This window comes from Streptomyces sp. NBC_00076, from assembly GCF_045041235.1.
Classification (GTDB): Bacteria; Actinomycetota; Actinomycetes; order Streptomycetales; family Streptomycetaceae; genus Streptomyces.
In genome coordinates, this window is sequence record NZ_CP108242.1 from 2,317,865 (window position 1) to 2,338,504 (window position 20,640).

Below are 20,640 nucleotides of genomic sequence, written 5' to 3' on the forward strand. Positions count from 1 at the left end.
CGGAACGAGTCCGCGGGTAGCGTCCGATGCATGGACAGCCGCACGGACCAACGATTCGAGACCCACGGCGGCGGGATCACCGTGCAGCGCGCTCTCGAACTGCCGGGCCTGCGCGGCGGCCTGCCCGAGGTCCTCGCGGGCGCCGACCGGCTGCACCGAACCGTCCGCTGGGTACACGCGGGCGAGGTGCCCCACATCGCCTCGCTGCTCAAGGGCGGCGAACTGCTGTTGACCACGGGATACGGCCTCGGCACCCGCCCGGTCGACCAGCGCGTGTTCGTGCGCACCCTCGTCGAACGTGGCATCGCGGCCCTCGTCGTGGAACTCGGCCCGCGCTTCGCCCGGCTGCCCGCGGCCCTGGTGGACACGGCCCGCGCGGCCGGTCTGCCGCTGGTCCAACTGCATCGCGAGGTGCCGTTCGTGACCGTCACCGAGGAGATCCACACCGAGATCGTCAACGGTCACTACGCCCTGCTCCAGCGGGCGGAAGAGGTGCACCGTCGTTGCACGGAGGCCCTGCTGGGCCGCGGCGGGATACCGCAGGTCCTCGGCATCCTGGCCGACTTCGGCGGCAACCCGGTCTTCCTGGAGACAACGGACGGCCGGCTCCTGTTCGCCGCGGGGGCCGGCCCCGAGGGCACGGATCCGCTCCAGGTGTGGGAGGGGCTGCGCGGCCAGTACAAGGACACCCCGCCGGCCGGCTCGGTCCTGGTGGACGTTCCGGGCGGCGGGCCGGGGACGGGGGCGGTCCGGGCCCGCCTCGTCCTGCTGCCCGTACGCGCGCCGCTCGCGCCCGTGCACCGCATGGCCGCCGAACGGGCCGCCGGCATCCTGGCCGTGGTCCTGATGCAGGCCCGCCAGGAGGAGGAGCTGGCGGCGCGCGGACGCGGGGATTTCCTGACCGACCTCGCCGAGGGCCGAGTGGCGGCCCAGGACGCGCCCGCGCAGGCGCGCGTTCTGGGCTTCAAGCCGGGTGACAGCCCGCTGCTGCCCGTGGTGATGCGACTCGGGGACGCCCTGCCCCCGGGCGGCGGCTGGGCGGTCCTGGCGCGTGCGGTCGCGGAGGAGCTGGCGTCGTTGGGGGTGCCGGTCCTGTTGGGCGTACGACCGGTCGAGGGCCGTGTCCCGCTGCTGCTGGGTCTGCGGTCGGAGTCGGAGAGGTCGGCCGTCGCGGACCGGGTGGCGGCGGCGCTGCGGGCGGGTGTGGAGCGGGCCGGGACGCAGCGGCCGGGGGCGCAGCCGCCGGTGGTGGTCGTCGGGGTGGCCGGCGGCTGGGCGGCGGCGTCGGCGGGGCTCAGGCACGCGGCGGAGACGGCGACGGCGGCCCAGGGCCTGTCGGACCGCCCCTGGTACGACGCCCGCCGCCTGGACATCGACCTTCTGCTGTGGCGGCTGCGCGACCAACCGGACCTGGCGGCCTTCGTGGACCGTGCGATCGGTCCGGTCCGGGACCACGACCGCCGCTCCAAGCCGCCGCTGCTGCCCACCCTGGAGACGTATCTGGCGCACGCGGGACGCAAGGCGGAGACGGCCCGCGAACTCCACCTCAACCGGCAGACGTTGTACAACCGACTGGCGCGGATCGGGGAGTTGCTGGGTACCGATCTCGACGATCCGCAGACGGTACTGGCGTTGAGCCTGGCCCTGCGGGCACGCCGGCTGGTGCCGTAGTCCGGCGTTTCCAGTGCCTGCCGCGGGCTAGATCAACGGCCTGAGTTGGGTCAACTCGTCGTAGACGCTGAGGACTTGGGCGACGGTCTCGTCCTCGGAGGGCCAGGTGGCCGCCTGCCGGGCGCCCTTGTCCCGGAGCGACTCCTGACGCTCGGGGTCGCCGAGGAGGCGTACGACGGCGTCGGCGAACGCCTCGGGGTGTCCCGGCGGGACGAGTTCGGCCGCGTCGCCCACGAGTTCGGGGACGGCGCCGGAGGCGGTGGCGACGAGCGGCACGCGCGCGTGGAGCGCTTCCTGGGCGAGGACGGACCGCGACTCCCCGCTGTTCGGCAGCAGGGCGAGGTCGGCGGCGGCGAGCAACTCGGTGACGTCCTCCCGCCGTCCGATGAGCCGGACCGGCAGCCCCTCGCCCTCGATCCGCCCCTGCAACTCGGCGCGCGACGGTCCCTCTCCCGCGATCACCACCAGCGGCACGGGATCGAGGTGGCGCCACGCGCGCGCGGCGTCCAGCAGCATGTCGTAGCCCCGGTGCCGGTCGAGGGAGCCGACGGCCATCAGCAACGGACGCCCGGTGGCACCGAGTTCGGCCCGGATCTTGGCCTGCGGCCGGTCGGGGTCCTCCGGCTCGAGGGTCTCGCGCGGACCGGGCAGCGCCACGGCGGCGAGCCGCGCGTCCCGTGCTCCGGTACGGCGTGCCCGGTCCACGAGGGTGGAGGTGGTGCCGAGTACAACGGTGGCGGTCTTGACCACCCGTCGCTCCAGAAGCCGCAGGAAGTGGGCGCGCGCGCCCTCGGCGTACGCCCGGTCGTGCCAGGTGACGATGAGCGGGGTGCGCCGTCCGCTGAGCGCGAGCACGGCGCGGAAGGAGGCGTGCAGTCCGTGCGCGTGCACCAGGTCGGCGCCGGTGCACGCCTGCCGCAGCGCGGCCACGGACCCGGGGTCACTGCTGCGCGGCACGTGCACGTGTTCAGCACCGGCGCCGGTGAAGTCGTAGGCACGATCGGCCTCGACGGGGGCACACACGGTGACCCGCACGCCCCGCGCCACCAGCCCGGAGGCCAGGGAGCGCACATGCGCGCTGCTGCCGGCGTTGCCCCCGCCGAGCACCTGCACGGTGCGCAGCGGCGACTGGCCGGGCGGTGAGTGGCTGCTCACGGGGGTCACGTGGCCGGGGCTCCTGGTTCGGCGTCGGGCGGTCACGAGGAAACGTACAGAAGGTGTCGGGCGGAGGGGGTGTACCGCGCGCTTCCTACGCGTACTGCGTTCTGATCCAAGGATGCCAGTACGTACGGGTGTTCCGGGAACGCCGTCGGCCGTACGCCCTGACGGCACGGCGGCCGGGGTCACCCACACGAGTGAAGGAGGACATGATTCCGCACACATGTGCCCGCACTGTTCACCCTGGGGGACGCGCAAGCCACGCCCCGCGCGCGATCGGCCCCGCGAGCACAGCGGGTCGTCCGATCACCTTACGAGGAGACTCCTCGGCCCGGTGCGCGGCCGCTCGCCACTCGTCGAGCAGCAGGCGCCGAGCCCCGAGCAGCAGGCCTAGCCATCCGCCCTGGCCGTGGCCAGCAGCTCCTCCGCGTGGGCCCGGGCCGTCTCCGAGTTCTCCTGACCAGCGAGCATCCGGGACAGCTCCCGGACCCGCTCCTCCCCCTCCAGGACCTTCACTCCGGACCGGGTGACCGAGCCGTCGTTGGTCTTCTCCACCAGCAACTGCCGGTCGGCGAACGCGGCGACCTGCGGCAGGTGGGTCACGACCACCACCTGCGCGGTCTTCGCGAGCCGGGCCAGCCGCCGCCCGATCTCCACCGCGGCCTTGCCGCCGACACCCGCGTCGACCTCGTCGAAGAGATAGGTCGGCACCGGATCGTTCCCCGCGAAGACCACCTCCACCGCCAGCATCACGCGGGAGAGCTCACCCCCTGACGCGCCCTTGGCGATGGGCCGGGGCGGCGCCCCCGGATGCGGGGCCAGCAGCAGTTCGACCTCGTCGGCACCGGCCGGCCCGTAGGCGACCGCACGCCCGCCGACCTCGACACCCTCCGGGTCCTCGGTCTGCCGGATGTCGAAGGACACGCGCGCGTGCGGCATGGCCAGCGAGGCCAGCTCGGCGGTCACGGCGGCCGCGAACCGCTCCGCTGCCTCCGTCCGCGCGTCGGTCAACGCCTGCGCCAGCCCGCCCAGTTCGGCCCGCAGGGCGTCCCGTTCGGCGGTCAGCTCCCCGGTGCGCTCGTCGTCGCCGTCCAGTTCGGTGAGCCGCGTGGCACTGTGCTCGGCCCAGGCCAGCACCGAGGCGACGTCCTCGCCGTACTTCCGCGTCAGCGCGGTCAGCGCGGCCCGCCGCTCCTCGACGGCCGCCAGCCGCAGCGGATCGGCGTCCAGGTCGTCGGCGTACCCGGCGAGTTCCCCCGCCACGTCACCCAGCAGGATCCCGATCTCCCCGATCCGGTCCGCGAGCGCGGCCAGCGACGGGTCGTGCGACCGAACGGCGTCCAGAGCCCGCTGCGCGCCCGCGACGAAGGTCGTCGCGTCGATGCCCTCGGGATCCTCCGGGTTTCCGGCGAGTGCGGCGTGAGCGGCCGTGGCGGCGGACGACAGCGCCTCGGCGTGCCCGAGCCGCTCCGCCTCCTCCGCCAGCTCCACGTCCTCCCCGGCACGCGGTTCGACGCCGGCGATCTCGTCGAGCCCGTACCGCAGCAGGTCGGCTTCCTGAGCCCGCTCACGCGCGCGCGTGACGATCTCCTCCAGCTCCACGGACACCGCCCGCATCCGCCGATGGGCCTCGCCGTACTTGGCCAGCGGCACGGCGACGGCGTCCCCCGCGTACCGGTCGAGGGCCTGCCGCTGCCGGGACAGCTTCAGCAGCCCCTGCTGGTCGGTCTGCCCGTGCACGGCCGCCAGGTCGTCGGCGAGCTCGGCGAGCAGCCCCACCGGCACGGAGCGCCCGCCCAGGTGCGCCCGGGACCGCCCTTCGGCGGAAACGGTGCGACTGATCAGCAGCGCCCCGTCGTCGAGCTCGGCCCCGGCCTCCTCGGCCCGCACGAGGGCGGAGTCGCCGGCGGACATGCTGACCCGCCCCTCCACGACAGCGTTCTTCGCCCCGATCCGCACGAGCCCCGGGTCGGCACGTCCACCGAGCAACAGCCCGAGGCTGGTGACCACCATCGTCTTGCCCGCACCCGTCTCACCCGTGACGGCGGTGAAGCCGGGCGACAGCTCCACGACCGCGTCGTCGATGACTCCGAGCGACCGTATCCGCATCTCCTCCAACACGGACACGACCTTACGAGGTCGGAGAGGGGAAGTGCGACGGCCCCCGGTCCTGTGATGTGAAGGTGCAGGTAACGAATGCGCACAGCCGGCACTTGTCACCCAGGTGAGTGGAGGTGCCCCAGGGGAGCGGGGCTGTGTCGAACCGCTAGTGGGGCGCCCCCCGCCACCCGGAGACCGGCAGAGCGAACTTCGCCACCAACCGATCCGTGAACGAAGCGTGATGCAGCCGGGCCAGCCGCACCGGCACAGCCCCCCGCCGCACCTCGACGCGCGCACCCGGCGGCAACTCGACGGTCCGCCGCCCGTCACACCACAGAACCCCCGGCGGGATATGAGGCAGCACCTCCACCGCCAGCACGGAGTCCGGCGAGGTCACCAACGGTTTCGCGAACAGCGCGTGCGCACTGATCGGCACCATCAGCAACGCCTCGACCTCGGGCCACACCACCGGCCCACCCGCCGAGAAGGCGTACGCGGTCGACCCGGTCGGGGTGGACAGCACGATCCCGTCGCACCCGAACCCGGTGACCGGCCGCCCGTCGATCTCCAGCACCACTTCGAGCAGCTTCTCGGCGGACACCTTCTGCACGGCCGCCTCGTTCAGCGCCCAGTCGGTGTGCACGATGTCCCCGTTGCGATGCACGACCACATCGACGGTCATCCGCTCCTCGACCTCGTACGCCTTGCTCGCCACCCGCTCGACGACCCTGTCGAGGTCGTCCCGCTCGGCCTCCGCGAGGAATCCGACGCGCCCCAGGTTGACGCCCAGCATCGGCACCCCGGACGCCCGGGCGAACTCGGCGCCACGCAGAAGCGTCCCGTCACCGCCGAGCACGATCAGCAGCTCGCATCCGTCGAGGCACTGGGGAGTCGCCTCCTTGACCAGCTCCACCTCGCTCGGCAGCGGCAGGTCGGCGGCCTCGTACTCCAGGACGCGTACGCCGATGCCCTCGCGCAGCAGCCCCTTCACCACCAGTTCGGCGCTGCGGATCGCCGCGGGCCGCCCGGTGTGGGCCAGCAGGAAAACAGTACGAGCTCGGTTCTGGCTCAACGCGGCCCCTCCGCCACTGCACGGTCAACGTCAGCCGGGTCCAGTTCGGGTGCACCCGACCGCAGCCACAGAAAATACTCGACATTCCCGGACGGCCCGGGCAGCGGACTGGCGGTGACACCCTTCACGCCGAGCCCCAGTTGCCAGGCCCGCCCCGCCACCGCGCGCACGGCGTCGGCGCGCAGCTGCGGACTCCGTACGACTCCCCCACTGCCCAGCCGCTCCTTCCCCACCTCGAACTGCGGCTTGACCATCATCACCAGGTCGGAGTCCGGCTTCACGCACCGCGCCAGGGCGGGCAGTACCAGTCCGAGCGGGATGAAGGACAGATCCCCCACGACAAGATCCACTGGTTCCCCATCAATCACTTCGAGCGTCAACTCGCGTACGTTCGTACGGTCCTTGACGGTGACGCGTTCATCACTCCGAAGAGACCATGCGAGTTGTCCGTATCCGACGTCCACGGCGACCACGTGCGCGGCTCCCGCCCGGAGCAGAACATCCGTGAAACCCCCGGTGGACGCGCCGGCGTCCAGCGCCCGCCGCCCCTCGACGACAAGCCCCTCCGGTACGAACGCCGTGAGCGCGCCGGCGAGCTTGTGGCCGCCGCGCGACACGTAGTCGGGGTCGCTGTCGTCGGCCGAGACCACGATCGCCGCCGCGGTCTCCACCTGGGTGGCGGACTTGGTCGCGACGGTCTTCCCGACGGTGACCCGCCCGGCGGCGATCAGCTGCCCGGCGTGCTCGCGCGAGCGCGCGAGTTTCCGGCGGACCAGCTCCGCGTCGAGACGGCGACGTGCGACTCCTGCCACGTTCGGTTCAGCTCCTGTTTCGTACTGACTGGAAGGCGGGGCCCGAAGGGCCTCGTTGAGGTGCGGTGGTCGGATGACGGGCGGGCGGGGGCACCGGAGGTCCCGGGCGGGCGTCGAGCGCGGTGAGCGCGTCGCGCAGCCCCCGGTGTACATCCTCGTACACCTCGACGTGCCCGTCTGTGGCGAGGTGGTCGGCGTCTCCGAGCCGAGCCAGCTGGGCGTCCACCTCGGCGTTCCCGGTGGGGGCGCGGGGGACGGCCAGGGGGGCGGGCGCCGCCGGGTCGTAGTCCGATTCAGCCTGGCCGTCCGGTTCGTCCGGGACGCGCGCATCGGGAACTTCGGGTACGTCCGACACGTCGCGTACGTCCGGCACTTCGCGTGCGTCGGGTACGTCGATCACCTCGGGTGCGTCAGGTACGGCCGTCGGAGCCGGTACATACGTCGAGGTCGGGGCGTCCGACGCCGGAACCTCCGCTTCCGCCCGGACCGCGACCTCGGGCACTGAGTCGCTCATGCCCAGACGCTACCTCGTAGCCCTGGGGTAACGTCGATCGCGATGGCCACGATCGAGGAGTGCCGCGCCGCACTCGAAAAGCTCTCGGACACCCTGCAGACCGCCGAGGGGGACGTCCGCACTGCCGCGGCCCTGGACCGCTCGGTGAGCTGCCACATCACCGACCTGGACGTCACCTTCGTCGGTCGGCTCGTCGACGGCCGGATCGAGGTGGCGGACACGCTCCAGGGGCCGCCACCGGAGAAGGCCCAGATCAGACTCGCCATGGCGGGCGACGACCTGGTGGCCCTGGTGAACGGCGAACTGAACTTCGCGAAGGCGTGGGGTTCGGGCCGGGTGAAACTGGAGGCAGGTCTCAAGGACCTGTTCCGCCTCAGGAAGCTTCTGTAGCCACCGCACCCGTCCGAGCCTTGCGTGCCGCCGGCACCACCAGCGGCGTGCCCGTCTCCGGATCGTCGATGACCTGGCAGCGCAGTCCGAAGACCTCCTCGACCAGGTCGGCGGTGACGATGTCGTTCGGCGCGCCCTCGGCGACGACGGTGCCGTTCTTCAGGGCGATCAGGTGCGTGGCGTACCGCGCGGCGTGGTTGAGGTCGTGCAGGACGGCGACCAGTGTGCGGCCCTGCTCCTCGTGCAGTTCGGCGCACAGGTCGAGGACGTCGATCTGGTGCTGGATGTCCAGGTAGGTCGTCGGCTCGTCGAGCAGCAGCAACGGCGTCTGCTGGGCGAGCGCCATCGCGATCCACACCCGCTGGCGCTGGCCGCCGGACAACTCGTCGACATAGCGGTCGGCGAGTTCGGCGACCCCGGTCTGCGCCATCGACTCCTGGACGACCCGCTCGTCCTCGGTCGACCACTGCCGCAGGATCCCCTGGTGCGGGTACCGGCCGCGGCCGACCAGGTCGGCGACGGTGATCCCGTCGGGTGCGATCGACGACTGCGGAAGCAGCCCCAGGGTGCGGGCGACCTTCTTCGCCGGCATCGACTGGATGACCTGCCCGTCGAGCAGCACCCGCCCCCGGCTCGGCTTGAGCATCCGTGACAGCGCCCGCAGCAGCGTGGACTTGCCGCACGCGTTCGGGCCGACGATCACCGTGAAGGAGTTGTCGGGTATCTCCACCGACAACTCCTCGGCGATGACCCGCTGGTCGTAGGCGAGCGTCACGTTCTCGGCGGACAGGCGGTTCACAGTGCTCCTTCGGTTGTTCAGCCCGTTACGGGCGCTGCTGTCGACGCTCATATCCGGCCCGCCTTGCGCTCGATGACCAGCAGCCACAGCAGGTAGACCCCGCCGAGCGCGCCGGTGACCACGCCGACGGGCAGCTGGTCGGCACCGAACGCGCGCTGCGAGAGCCAGTCGGCGGTGACCAGGAGGGTGGCACCCATGCACAGGGACGGCAGCAGGTTCGGTCCGGGCGAGCGGGTCAGCCGACGGGCCAGTTGCGGCGCGGTCAGCGCCACGAAGCTGATCGGTCCGGACGCCGCGGTGGCGGTCGCGGTGAGCAGGACGGCGACCACGAGCAGCATCATCCGGAGCCGCTCGACACGCACCCCGAGGGCGTACGAGACGTCGTCGCCCATCTCCGTCATCCGCAGCCCGCGCGTGTTGGCGAGGACGAGGGGCACGAGCACGGCGCACAGCCCGAGCAGGGGCCAGACCTGGTCCCAGTCACGGCCGTCGAGCGACCCGGTCATCCAGACCACGGCACTGGCCGCGTCGGTGAGGTCGGAGATGGTGAGCAGATAGCTGTTGAGCGCCGTGAGGATCGCCGCCACACCGATGCCGACCAGCACCAGCCGATAGCCGTGCACCCCCCGCTTCCAGGCGAGCAGATAGATGGCGAGCCCGGTCACGATTCCGCCCAGGAGCGCCCCGGCGGTGACCTGGGCCGCGTTCCCGGACATCAGCACTATGACGATCAGCGCACCGGCCGCGGCCCCCTGTCCGAGCCCGAGCACGTCCGGACTGCCCAGCGGATTACGGGAGATGGCCTGGAACAGCGCACCCCCGAGTCCGAGCGAGGCGCCTACCAGGAGTCCGACCAGGACCCGCGGCAGCCGCAGATCGTTGATGATGATCTCCTGGCTCGCGCTGCCGTTGCCGACCAGCGTCCTGAGCACGTCGGCGGGCGGGATCGGGAAGTCGCCGGTGCCGATCAGCACGACACTCGCGGTGAGCGCGGCGAGCGACAGGATTGCGACGACGGCGACAGCACGGGCGTCCAGCCGGATCGACAGGCCGCCGCGGGTCCTGAGGGCACGGGTGGTCTTCACAGCTGGGCCAGCCTCCGCCGACGTACGAGAAAGATGAACACGGGGCCGCCGATGAGCGCGGTGACGATCCCGACCTGCACCTCCGCGGGGCGCGCGACGATCCGGCCGAGGACGTCGGAGCCCAGCAGCAGCACGGGCGACAGGATGGTCGCGTACGGCAGGATCCAGCGCAGGTCGGGCCCGGTGAAGGACCGCACGACATGCGGGACCATCAGCCCCACGAACACGATCGGCCCGCAGGCGGCGGTCGCGGCCCCGCTCAGCACGGTCGCGGCGAGCATCGACAGCGCCCTGGTGCGGTTCAGGTTGGCGCCCAGCGCCTTGGCGGTGTCGTCACCCATGGCCACGGCGTTGAGCGGCCGGGCCAGGGCGAGCGCGAGGACCGAGCCGGCCAGCAGGAACGGCAGCACCTGCGTGATGGTCGAGCCGGTCGCCGAGGACAGCGAACCGACCGTCCAGAAGCGCATCCGGTTCAGCGCCGCGTTGTCCAGGATCATCACGGCCTGGAGATAGCCGTAGAGCGCGGCGCTGATCGCGGTGCCGGCCAGCGCGAGCCGCACCGGCGTGGCCCCCCGGCTGCCGCCCAGGAACCAGACCAGAGCCCCGACAGCGGCCGCGCCGAGGAAGGCGAACCACACATACCCGCTCAGCGAGGTGACCCCGAGGAAGGAGATCGCGGTGACGACAGCGGCGGACGCCCCCGCGTTGATGCCGAGCAGCCCGGGATCGGCCAGCGGATTGCGGGTGAGCGCCTGCAGTACGGCGCCGGACAGCCCGAGCGCGGCGCCGACGAGCAGACCCAGCACGGTCCGCGACAGCCGGTCGGCCACGACGACGTCGGCGTACGTCCCCGAATCCTCGAACAGCCCGTGCCAGACCTCGGGGACGGAGAGCGCCTTGGCGCCGATCGCGATGCTCGCCACCGCGACGATCGTCAGCATCACGACCGACACGAACAATCCAACGACTCGTATCGCCCTGCGGTTCGGGGGCGCGGGGGCGGTCTCCGCGCGCTGTTCGGGGGGACTGTCGACCAACACGTAGTTAGGTTAGCCTACCCTCGCATTCAGTCACGATCCGGTGCCACGAACGTTCGTGGGCCTTTCACGGGCCAGTCACGGGTACGGGCCATGGGTTCACAAGCCCAGCCGTGCCAGCGCCTTCCCCCCGTCCAGCTCGCACACACCGTCCCCGGCCGCCGTCCAGGCCGCCGCGCACAGTGCCCGCAGCCCGTCCAAGGCCTCGCCTCCGCCGCCGAGTTCCAGCGTCTCGGCCCCGGCCGTCGCCGTCCACCCGCCGCACCGGAAGCCCTGCCCGTCCTCGGTGACCTCCGGCTGCCCGGTGAGCAACCCCCGCAGATCGGCGTCGACATACGTCGGCCGGTGCTGCGGCGGCGCGGCCAGCAACTGCGGCCCATCCGTGACCCCGGTCAGGACGAGCAGCGAGTCGACCTCCCCGTTGAACGCCCCCTCGATGTCCGTGTCCAGCCGGTCCCCGACCACCAGCGGCCGCTCGGCACCCGTCCGCAGAATCGTCTCCCGGTGCATCGGCGGCAGCGGCTTGCCCGCCACCTGCGGATCAGCACCGGTCGCGATCCGTACGACCTCCACCGCCGCGCCGTTGCCCGGCGCGATCCCACGCGCACTCGGGATCGTCAGGTCGGTGTTGGACGCGAACCACGGCACCCCGCGCGCGATGGCATAGCACGCCTCCGCGAACCGGCCCCACGGCAGGTCGGGCCCGCCGAACCCCTGCACCACCGCCGCCGGATCGTCGTCCGCCGACTCCACCGGCTCAAGGCCCCGCTCACGCAGCGCCACCCGCAGCCCCTCGCCACCGATCACGAGCACGCGCGCACCGGACGGCACCTGCTCGGCGATCAGCCGTGCGACCGCCTGCGCGGAGGTGATGACATCCGACGACCCCGTCGGTATGCCCAGCTCGGTGAGGTGCTCGGCCACGGTGTCCGGCGTGCGCAGCGCGTTGTTGGTGACGTACGCGAGCCGCATCCCGCCGTCGCGCGCGGTGGCCAACGACTCGACGGCGTACGCGATCGCGTTCCCGCCCGCGTACACCACCCCGTCCAGATCGAGCAGCGCCGTGTCATACGCCTCACTCAGGGCCTGCCCACTGCCCTCGGGCCTCGTCCTGACGCCCTGGCTCATTCCGCATCGCTCCTCGTTCGACGGATTTCCCCCGATCATCCCGCATGCCACTGACACACGTACGATGCCGGGATGAACTCAGCAGGTCACTCGGAAGCAACGGCGCCCCGAGGCCTGGAACTCACCCCGTTCCGAGGCCTGCGCTACGACCCCGACCGGGTCGGCAACCTGGCCGCCGTGACGTCCCCCCCGTACGACGTCGTCGTACGCCCCGACGGAGTGCACCACCTGCAGTCCGCCGACCCGCACAACATCGTCCGGCTGATCCTCCCCCAGGCCACGACCCCCGCCGAACGCAACGCACAGGCGGCCCGCACTCTGCGCCGCTGGCTGTCCGAAGGAGTCCTGACCACCGACTCCCAACCGGGCCTGTACGTCTACGAACAACGCGACGGCGACGGCCTGCTCCAGCGCGGCGTCATCGGCGCCCTACGCCTGTCGGAGCCGTCGGAGGGCGTGGTCCTGCCCCACGAGGACGTCATGCCGCACGTCGTCGCCGATCGCGCCGCCCTCATGCGCGCCACCTCCGCGAACCTGGAGCCCCTGCTCCTGACCTACCGCGGCGACGGCGCCGCGTCCGCCACCGCCGAGGTCGTCGAGCGCCTCGCCGAACAGCCCCCGCTGCTCGCGACGACCACGGAGGACGGCCACAGCCACCGCCTGTGGTCGGTCACCGATCCGTCCGACATGGACCGCGTCCAGTCCGACCTCGCCCGCCATCAGGCCCTCATCGCCGACGGCCACCACCGCTGGGCCACCTATCGTCGTCTACGCGCGGAGCACCCCTCCCCCAGCCCCTGGGACTACGGCCTGGTCCTCCTCGTCGACACGGCCCGCTACCCGCTGCGCGTCCGCGCCATCCACCGCCTCCTGCACGGCCTGCCCGTCGCGGACGCGGTGACCGCCCTGGACGGCCTGTTCCGCGTCCACCGCCTCGAAGTCCCGTTGGCGCAGGCGCTGGACGCACTGGCGGACGCGGCCCGCGAGGGCAACGCGTTCCTGCTGGCCGGCGACGGTGCCTTCCACCTGATCGACCGCCCGGATCCGGCCCTGCTGTCCCGCACGGTCCCCGCCGAGCACCCCGCCGCCTGGCGCACCCTCGACGCGACCGTTCTGCACGCCGCTCTCCTCGACCACGTCTGGCACATCCCCGAGGACGACCCCGCCCGCATCACCTACATCCACGACACGGCGGCCACGGTCGAGAAGGCCGAGCGTGACGGCGGTACGGCCGTCCTGATGCACCCGGTCCGCGAGGACGTCGTCCGCGATCTGGCCCGACGGGGCGTCACCATGCCGCGCAAGTCGACATCGTTCGGGCCGAAGCCGGCGTCAGGCCTGGTACTGCGCGCGCTGGACGTGTAGCGGCAGGGACAGCAGAAAGGGTGGGACCCCGGAACCGGGATCCCACCCTTCACACAAGGCCGTCAGTCCTTGCCGTCGTCCTTGTGGTCGTCGTTCACGTCGTCGTCCTTGTCGTCGTCCTTGTCGTCATCCCAGTCGCCGTCCTCGGCCTTCGCCACGGCGGCTTCCTGGGGCTCGACGTCGTCCGAGCGCTCGCTCTCGACCGCCCCCTCGGCCTCGACCGCCCCCTCGGCCACGACCTCGTCCTCGTCCTCGTCAAGGGCGTCGACGAATTCGACTCCGTCGAGCTCGGCGAGCCGGTCCGAGGCGTCCGTGCTGCCGTCCTTGTCGGCCTCAACGGCCTTGGCGAACCACTCCCGAGCCTCGTCCTCCCGCTTGGCGGCAAGCAGGGCGTCGGCGTACGCGTACCGCAGCCGCGCGGTCCACGGCTGTACCGAGTGAGAGGCCAGCTCGGGGCTCTGCAGCGTCACGATCGCCGCGTCCAACTGCCCCATGTCACGCCGGGCGCCGGCCGCGACGAGCCGCATCTCCACCTGTCCGGCCTTGTCGAGCTTGTGCACCTCGGCGGTACCGGCCATGTCCAGCGCCTTCTCCGGACGCCCGAGCCCACGCTCGCAGTCGGCCATGACGGGCCACAGGTCCACGTTCCCGGTCATCCGCCGCGCTGCCCGGAACTCCGCGAGCGCCTCGCTGAACTTCTGGTTCGCGTACGCCGCGAACCCGGCCGCCTCGCGCACGGCGGCAACCCGCGACGCCAGCCGCAGGGCCACCTTGGAGTAGCCGTAGGCGCCTTGGGGGTCCTCGTCGATGAGCCGGGCCACCATCACCAGGTTCTTGGCGACGTCCTCGGCGAGCCCCTTCGGCAGGCTCTGCAGCTCCTGCCGTACGTCCTTGTCGATCTCGTCGCCCGTGACGTCCTCGGGGATCGGCAGCCGCCTGATCGGCTCCCGGTCCCGGTCACGCTCGTCACGGAAGCGCCCGCCACCGCGTCGGTCGTCGCCGCCGCGCCGGTCATCACGCCCACGGAAGCCACCGGGGCGGTCACCCCGGTCGTCCCTACGCGGCCCACGGGCACCACGGTCGTCCCGCCCCCGGAATCCGCCCCGCTCGCCACGGCTGTCATCACGGCGGAAGCCACCGCGGTCGCCACCGCGGTCATCGCTCCGACGATCATCCCGACGATCGCCACCACGGTCCCTGTCACGATCGTCACGCCGGAAACCACCACGATCGCCACCGCGGTCACCGCTGCGATCATCACGACGGAAGCCACGATCACGGTCGTCACTCCGGAACCCACGGTCCCGGTCCCGATCGTCACGGCGGAAACCGCCACGGTCACCATCACGGCGGTCGTCAGTACGACGGTCATCAGTACGACGGTCATCACGCCGGAAGCCACCACGATCGCCACCGCGGTCATCACCGCGACGATCGTCACGGCGCCCAAAGCCGGCACGGTTGTCGTCCCGTCGGAAACCACCACGGTTGTCGTCCCGGCGCTCCCCACGGTCGTCGCGGCGGAAGGTCGGACGGTCTCCATCACGACGGGGACCACGGTCACGATCGTCCCGACGCGGCCCGGCGGGGCGATCGTCCCGACGCGGCCCCGCAGAACGGTCATCACGACGGGGCCCCACGGGGCGGTCATCCCTACGCGGCCCCGCAGAACGGTCATCCCGACGCGGCCCCACGGCGCGGTCATCCCTACGCGGCCCCGCAGAACGGTCATCCCGACGCGGACCCGCGGAACGGTCGTCGCGACGGAAGGCCGGACGCGGTCCACGATCGCCTTCACGTCGGTCATCCCGCCGGCCGTACCCGCCGCCCCGGTTGTCGTCCCGACGGAAACCACCCCGGTCGCCACCACGGTCGTCGCCCCGACGATCATCACGGCGATCGTCGCGACGGTCATCCCGCCGGTCGTCACGCCGGAAACCACCGCGGTCACCACGGTCACCACTGCGGTCGCCAGCACGGTCACCACTGCGGTCATCGCTAGGACGGTCGTCACGACGACCGTAGCCACCACGGTCGTTGTCGCGACGGAAACCACCACGATCTCCGCGGTAGCCCCCTCGGTCACCCCGGTCACCGCCGCGATCACCACGGTCACCACTGTCCCGTCGCCGCTGGTCGCGCTCCGGTCGATCGTCGGGAGAGTTGGTGGACATGGGTGACTCCTGTCTTCGGTACCGCAAGTCATTCTCGCGCAGCCGGGTACCCGACGCGCTCTGGAAAAACAAAAGGACCCCTGGTCCCAGCTGAACGCTGGTGACCAGGGGTCCTTCCAAAAATTGTTCGGCGGCGTCCTACTCTCCCACAGGGTCCCCCCTGCAGTACCATCGGCGCTGTAAGGCTTAGCTTCCGGGTTCGAAATGTAACCGGGCGTTTCCCTCACGCTATAACCACCGAAACCCTATTGGTTTCGAGCGAACAAGCACACTTTTCAGTTGGTGTTCTGCTCTAAGCCGGCAACGGTCGTTGCCTCAGAACTAACACAGTGGACGCGAGCAACTGAGGACAAGCCCTCGGCCTATTAGTACCGGTCACCTCCACACGTTACCGTGCTTCCAGATCCGGCCTATCAACCCAGTCGTCTACTGGGAGCCTTAACCCCTCAAAGGGGGTGGGAATACTCATCTCGAAGCAGGCTTCCCGCTTAGATGCTTTCAGCGGTTATCCCTCCCGAACGTAGCCAACCAGCCATGCCCTTGGCAGAACAACTGGCACACCAGAGGTTCGTCCGTCCCGGTCCTCTCGTACTAGGGACAGCCCTTCTCAATATTCCTACGCGCGCAGCGGATAGGGACCGAACTGTCTCACGACGTTCTAAACCCAGCTCGCGTACCGCTTTAATGGGCGAACAGCCCAACCCTTGGGACCGACTCCAGCCCCAGGATGCGACGAGCCGACATCGAGGTGCCAAACCATCCCGTCGATATGGACTCTTGGGGAAGATCAGCCTGTTATCCCCGGGGTACCTTTTATCCGTTGAGCGACGGCGCTTCCACAAGCCACCGCCGGATCACTAGTCCCGACTTTCGTCCCTGCTCGACCCGTCGGTCTCACAGTCAAGCTCCCTTGTGCACTTACACTCAACACCTGATTGCCAACCAGGCTGAGGGAACCTTTGGGCGCCTCCGTTACTCTTTAGGAGGCAACCGCCCCAGTTAAACTACCCATCAGACACTGTCCCTGATCCGGATCACGGACCCAGGTTAGACATCCAGCACGACCAGACTGGTATTTCAACGACGACTCCACCTGAACTGGCGTCCAAGCTTCACAGTCTCCCAGCTATCCTACACAAGCCGAACCGAACACCAATATCAAACTGTAGTAAAGGTCCCGGGGTCTTTCCGTCCTGCTGCGCGAAACGAGCATCTTTACTCGTAGTGCAATTTCACCGGGCCTATGGTTGAGACAGTCGAGAAGTCGTTACGCCATTCGTGCAGGTCGGAACTTACCCGACAAGGAATTTCGCTACCTTAGGATGGTTATAGTTACCACCGCCGTTTACTGGCGCTTAAGTTCTCAGCTTCGCCAAGACGAATCCTGACTAACCGGTCCCCTTAACGTTCCAGCACCGGGCAGGCGTCAGTCCGTATACATCGCCTTACGGCTTCGCACGGACCTGTGTTTTTAGTAAACAGTCGCTTCTCGCTGGTCTCTGCGGCCACCCCCAGCTCGAGGAGCACGTCCTCTCACCAGTGATGGCCCCCCTTCTCCCGAAGTTACGGGGGCATTTTGCCGAGTTCCTTAACCATAGTTCACCCGAACGCCTCGGTATTCTCTACCTGACCACCTGAGTCGGTTTAGGGTACGGGCCGCCATGAAACTCGCTAGAGGCTTTTCTCGACAGCATAGGATCATCCACTTCACCACAATCGGCTCGGCATCAGGTCTCAGACTATTGCCAGGCGGATTTACCTACCTGACGTCCTACACCCTTACCCCGGGACAACCACCGCCCGGGATGGACTACCTTCCTGCGTCACCCCATCACTCACCTACTACAAGTCTGGTCCGTCGGCTCCACCACTTTCCTTTCCCCGAAGGGTCCGGAACGGCTTCACGGACTTAGCATCGCCTGATTCAATGTTTGACGCTTCACAGCGGGTACCGGAATATCAACCGGTTATCCATCGACTACGCCTGTCGGCCTCGCCTTAGGTCCCGACTTACCCTGGGCAGATCAGCTTGACCCAGGAACCCTTAGTCAATCGGCGCACACGTTTCCCACGTGTGTATCGCTACTCATGCCTGCATTCTCACTCGTGAACCGTCCACCACTCGCTTACACGGCGGCTTCACCCGGCACACGACGCTCCCCTACCCATCACAGCGGGCGTTGGCCCTCATGCTGCAATGACACGACTTCGGCGGTACGCTTGAGCCCCGCTACATTGTCGGCGCGGAATCACTAGACCAGTGAGCTATTACGCACTCTTTCAAGGGTGGCTGCTTCTAAGCCAACCTCCTGGTTGTCTGTGCGACTCCACATCCTTTCCCACTTAGCGTACGCTTAGGGGCCTTAGTCGATGCTCTGGGCTGTTTCCCTCTCGACCATGGAGCTTATCCCCCACAGTCTCACTGCCGCGCTCTCACTTACCGGCATTCGGAGTTTGGCTAAGGTCAGTAACCCGGTAGGGCCCATCGCCTATCCAGTGCTCTACCTCCGGCAAGAAACACACGACGCTGCACCTAAATGCATTTCGGGGAGAACCAGCTATCACGGAGTTTGATTGGCCTTTCACCCCTAACCACAGGTCATCCCCCAGGTTTTCAACCCTGGTGGGTTCGGTCCTCCACGAAGTCTTACCTCCGCTTCAACCTGCCCATGGCTAGATCACTCCGCTTCGGGTCTTGAGCGTGCTACTGAAACGCCCTGTTCGGACTCGCTTTCGCTACGGCTACCCCACCCGGGTTAACCTCGCAACACACCGCAAACTCGCAGGCTCATTCTTCAAAAGGCACGCAGTCACGACGCACCAAGCAAGCTTGATGCGCGACGCTCCCACGGCTTGTAGGCACACGGTTTCAGGTACTATTTCACTCCGCTCCCGCGGTACTTTTCACCATTCCCTCACGGTACTATCCGCTATCGGTCACCAGGGAATATTTAGGCTTAGCGGGTGGTCCCGCCAGATTCACACGGGATTTCTCGGGCCCCGTGCTACTTGGGTGTCTCTCAAACGAGCCGTTGACGTTTCGACTACGGGGGTCTTACCCTCTACGCCGGACCTTTCGCATGTCCTTCGCCTACATCAACGGTTTCTGACTCGTCTCACGGCCGGCAGACCGTAAAAGAGAGATCCCACAACCCCGCATACGCAACCCCTGCCGGGTCTCACACGTATACGGTTTAGCCTCATCCGGTTTCGCTCGCCACTACTCCCGGAATCACGGTTGTTTTCTCTTCCTGCGGGTACTGAGATGTTTCACTTCCCCGCGTTCCCTCCACTTGCCCTATGTGTTCAGGCAAGGGTGACAGCCCATGACGACTGCCGGGTTTCCCCATTCGGACACCCCCGGATCAAAGCCTGGTTGACGACTCCCCGGGGCCTATCGTGGCCTCCCACGTCCTTCATCGGTTCCTGGTGCCAAGGCATCCACCGTGCGCCCTTAAAAACTTGGCCACAGATGCTCGCGTCCACTGTGCAGTTCTCAAACAACGACCAGCCACCCATCACCCCGAACCAACCGGTTCGAGTGCACTGGGGCCGGCAACTGAAGATCCAGACTCTCAAGCCCGTACCCTCAGACACCCAACAGCGTGCCCGGCATCCCTGCCGCTTCCCTCAACGTTCCACGCTCCGAAGAGCAGTACTGGAAGGAGAAGACGATCAAGTATGCCGAATAGTCAACGTTCCACCCTTGAGCAACCAGCACCGGACATTCGCCGATGTACTGGCCTCTGACCTCACCCCGGAGGGATCGGTAAGAAGTGCTCCTTAGAAAGGAGGTGATCCAGCCGCACCTTCCGGTACGGCTACCTTGTTACGACTTCGTCCCAATCGCCAGTCCCACCTTCGACAGCTCCCTCCCACAAGGGGTTGGGCCACCGGCTTCGGGTGTTACCGACTTTCGTGACGTGACGGGCGGTGTGTACAAGGCCCGGGAACGTATTCACCGCAGCAATGCTGATCTGCGATTACTAGCAACTCCGACTTCATGGGGTCGAGTTGCAGACCCCAATCCGAACTGAGACAGGCTTTTTGAGATTCGCTCCACCTCACGGTATCGCAGCTCATTGTACCTGCCATTGTAGCACGTGTGCAGCCCAAGACATAAGGGGCATGATGACTTGACGTCGTCCCCACCTTCCTCCGAGTTGACCCCGGCGGTCTCCTGTGAGTCCCCATCACCCCGAAGGGCATGCTGGCAACACAGAACAAGGGTTGCGCTCGTTGCGGGACTTAACCCAACATCTCACGACACGAGCTGACGACAGCCATGCACCACCTGTACACCGACCACAAGGGGGGCACCATCTCTGATGCTTTCCGGTGTATGTCAAGCCTTGGTAAGGTTCTTCGCGTTGCGTCGAATTAAGCCACATGCTCCGCTGCTTGTGCGGGCCCCCGTCAATTCCTTTGAGTTTTAGCCTTGCGGCCGTACTCCCCAGGCGGGGAACTTAATGCGTTAGCTGCGGCACCGACGACGTGGAATGTCGCCAACACCTAGTTCCCACCGTTTACGGCGTGGACTACCAGGGTATCTAATCCTGTTCGCTCCCCACGCTTTCGCTCCTCAGCGTCAGTAATGGCCCAGAGATCCGCCTTCGCCACCGGTGTTCCTCCTGATATCTGCGCATTTCACCGCTACACCAGGAATTCCGATCTCCCCTACCACACTCTAGCTAGCCCGTATCGAATGCAGACCCGGGGTTAAGCCCCGGGCTTTCACACCCGACGTGACAAGCCGCCTACGAGCTCTTTACGCCCAATAATTCCGGACAACGCTTGCGCCCTACGTATTACCGCGGCTGCTGGCACGTAGTTAGCCGGCGCTTCTTCTGCAGGTACCGTCACTTTCGCTTCTTCCCTGCTGAAAGAGGTTTACAACCCGAAGGCCGTCATCCCTCACGCGGCGTCGCTGCATCAGGCTTTCGCCCATTGTGCAATATTCCCCACTGCTGCCTCCCGTAGGAGTCTGGGCCGTGTCTCAGTCCCAGTGTGGCCGGTCGCCCTCTCAGGCCGGCTACCCGTCGTCGCCTTGGTGAGCCATTACCTCACCAACAAGCTGATAGGCCGCGGGCTCATCCTTCACCGCCGGAGCTTTTAACCACCATTCAGGAGAATGGAAGTGTTATCCGGTATTAGACCCCGTTTCCAGGGCTTGTCCCAGAGTGAAGGGCAGATTGCCCACGTGTTACTCACCCGTTCGCCACTAATCCCCACCGAAGTGGTTCATCGTTCGACTTGCATGTGTTAAGCACGCCGCCAGCGTTCGTCCTGAGCCAGGATCAAACTCTCCGTGAATGTTCTCCCGTAATCGGGATGA

General features: G+C 68.2%; 13 protein-coding genes, 3 rRNA genes and 1 pseudogene. 3 read left to right on the forward strand and 14 right to left on the reverse strand.

Annotation, left to right across the window (positions count from 1 at the left end; all coding sequences use genetic code 11):
* The first annotated feature begins 30 nt into the window (after window positions 1–30).
* Window positions 31–1,671 (forward strand): PucR family transcriptional regulator, encoded by a 1,641-nt coding sequence (locus OHA64_RS10620; protein ID WP_405611395.1) that lies wholly within the window; start codon window positions 31–33, stop codon window positions 1,669–1,671.
* A gap of 27 nt (window positions 1,672–1,698) precedes the next feature.
* Here OHA64_RS10620 and OHA64_RS10625 read toward each other — a convergent pair whose 3' ends face one another.
* The 5 genes from OHA64_RS10625 to OHA64_RS10645 all read right to left on the reverse strand — a co-directional run bounded on the left by OHA64_RS10625 (window position 1,699) and on the right by OHA64_RS10645 (window position 7,168).
* Window positions 1,699–2,835 carry a glycosyltransferase family 4 protein gene (locus tag OHA64_RS10625; RefSeq protein ID WP_405611398.1) on the reverse strand — a complete coding sequence of 379 codons (1,137 nt, stop codon included), beginning with the start codon at window positions 2,833–2,835 and terminating at the stop codon, window positions 1,699–1,701.
* Between the two features lie 384 nt (window positions 2,836–3,219).
* The gene (gene recN / locus OHA64_RS10630; RefSeq protein WP_405623928.1) at window positions 3,220–4,938 is read right to left on the reverse strand and encodes a DNA repair protein RecN; all 1,719 of its coding nucleotides are present in this window, start codon (window positions 4,936–4,938) and stop codon (window positions 3,220–3,222) included.
* A 157-nt stretch (window positions 4,939–5,095) separates the two neighbouring features.
* A complete protein-coding gene (locus OHA64_RS10635; protein ID WP_405611401.1) occupies window positions 5,096–6,001 on the reverse strand; it encodes an NAD kinase in 906 nt (301 codons plus the stop codon).
* Window positions 5,998–6,813 (reverse strand): TlyA family RNA methyltransferase, encoded by an 816-nt coding sequence (locus tag OHA64_RS10640; RefSeq protein WP_405611404.1) that lies wholly within the window; start codon window positions 6,811–6,813, stop codon window positions 5,998–6,000. Before OHA64_RS10640 ends, OHA64_RS10635 begins: the two co-directional genes overlap by 4 nt.
* A gap of 7 nt (window positions 6,814–6,820) precedes the next feature.
* A complete protein-coding gene (locus OHA64_RS10645; protein WP_405623929.1) occupies window positions 6,821–7,168 on the reverse strand; it encodes a hypothetical protein in 348 nt (115 codons plus the stop codon).
* A 201-nt stretch (window positions 7,169–7,369) separates the two neighbouring features.
* On the opposite strand from OHA64_RS10645, the gene OHA64_RS10650 reads away from it, so the two are divergent.
* Window positions 7,370–7,717: an SCP2 sterol-binding domain-containing protein gene (locus tag OHA64_RS10650; RefSeq protein ID WP_405611407.1), complete on the forward strand. Its 348-nt coding sequence runs from the start codon at window positions 7,370–7,372 to the stop codon at window positions 7,715–7,717.
* On the opposite strand, the gene OHA64_RS10655 is transcribed toward OHA64_RS10650, so the two are convergent.
* The 4 genes from OHA64_RS10655 to OHA64_RS10670 all read right to left on the reverse strand — a co-directional run bounded on the left by OHA64_RS10655 (window position 7,701) and on the right by OHA64_RS10670 (window position 11,766).
* Window positions 7,701–8,567 carry an ABC transporter ATP-binding protein gene (locus tag OHA64_RS10655; protein WP_405611410.1) on the reverse strand — a complete coding sequence of 289 codons (867 nt, stop codon included), beginning with the start codon at window positions 8,565–8,567 and terminating at the stop codon, window positions 7,701–7,703. The two genes, OHA64_RS10650 and OHA64_RS10655, sit on opposite strands and share 17 nt — an antisense overlap.
* Window positions 8,564–9,601 carry a FecCD family ABC transporter permease gene (locus tag OHA64_RS10660; protein ID WP_405611413.1) on the reverse strand — a complete coding sequence of 346 codons (1,038 nt, stop codon included), beginning with the start codon at window positions 9,599–9,601 and terminating at the stop codon, window positions 8,564–8,566. Before OHA64_RS10660 ends, OHA64_RS10655 begins: the two co-directional genes overlap by 4 nt.
* Window positions 9,598–10,641, reverse strand: coding sequence for a FecCD family ABC transporter permease (locus OHA64_RS10665; protein WP_405611416.1), 1,044 nt, complete (start codon window positions 10,639–10,641; stop codon window positions 9,598–9,600). The genes OHA64_RS10660 and OHA64_RS10665 overlap by 4 nt, the downstream gene beginning before the upstream one ends.
* 96 nt (window positions 10,642–10,737) lie before the next feature.
* Window positions 10,738–11,766: an HAD hydrolase-like protein gene (locus OHA64_RS10670; protein ID WP_405611419.1), complete on the reverse strand. Its 1,029-nt coding sequence runs from the start codon at window positions 11,764–11,766 to the stop codon at window positions 10,738–10,740.
* 72 nt (window positions 11,767–11,838) lie between these two features.
* On the opposite strand from OHA64_RS10670, the gene OHA64_RS10675 reads away from it, so the two are divergent.
* Complete coding sequence (locus OHA64_RS10675) at window positions 11,839–13,131, forward strand: DUF1015 domain-containing protein (RefSeq protein WP_405611422.1); 1,293 nt, start codon at window positions 11,839–11,841, stop codon at window positions 13,129–13,131.
* 62 nt (window positions 13,132–13,193) lie between these two features.
* Here the strand turns inward: OHA64_RS10675 and OHA64_RS10680 are convergent, their stop codons facing one another.
* From OHA64_RS10680 to OHA64_RS10700, 5 genes and pseudogenes are all read right to left on the reverse strand, one after another.
* A complete protein-coding gene (locus tag OHA64_RS10680) occupies window positions 13,194–14,063 on the reverse strand; it encodes a hypothetical protein (RefSeq protein ID WP_405623930.1) in 870 nt (289 codons plus the stop codon).
* Window positions 14,064–14,105: 42 nt separating this feature from the next.
* Window positions 14,106–15,377, reverse strand: a pseudogene (locus OHA64_RS10685) (hypothetical protein); the annotation flags it as partial.
* A 53-nt stretch (window positions 15,378–15,430) separates the two neighbouring features.
* Window positions 15,431–15,547: ribosomal RNA gene (gene rrf / locus OHA64_RS10690) — 5S ribosomal RNA — on the reverse strand.
* A gap of 103 nt (window positions 15,548–15,650) precedes the next feature.
* Window positions 15,651–18,773, reverse strand: a 23S ribosomal RNA gene (locus OHA64_RS10695).
* 319 nt (window positions 18,774–19,092) lie between these two features.
* Window positions 19,093–20,618 (reverse strand): 16S ribosomal RNA (locus OHA64_RS10700).
* Together the 16S, 23S and 5S rRNA genes form the textbook arrangement of a ribosomal RNA operon.
* Window positions 20,619–20,640 lie beyond the last annotated feature (22 nt).

What these genes read in the sequence shown, in the direction of transcription:
- OHA64_RS10620 (WP_405611395.1), top strand. Translation starts at nt 31, where the DNA reads ATGGACAGCCGCACGGACCAACGATTCGAGACCCACGGCGGCGGGATC.
- recN (WP_405623928.1), bottom strand. Translation starts at nt 4,938, where the DNA reads ATGCGGATACGGTCGCTCGGAGTCATCGACGACGCGGTCGTGGAGCTG.
- OHA64_RS10650 (WP_405611407.1), top strand. Translation starts at nt 7,370, where the DNA reads ATGGCCACGATCGAGGAGTGCCGCGCCGCACTCGAAAAGCTCTCGGAC.
- OHA64_RS10655 (WP_405611410.1), bottom strand. Translation starts at nt 8,567, where the DNA reads ATGAGCGTCGACAGCAGCGCCCGTAACGGGCTGAACAACCGAAGGAGC.
- OHA64_RS10670 (WP_405611419.1), bottom strand. Translation starts at nt 11,766, where the DNA reads ATGAGCCAGGGCGTCAGGACGAGGCCCGAGGGCAGTGGGCAGGCCCTG.
- OHA64_RS10675 (WP_405611422.1), top strand. Translation starts at nt 11,839, where the DNA reads ATGAACTCAGCAGGTCACTCGGAAGCAACGGCGCCCCGAGGCCTGGAA.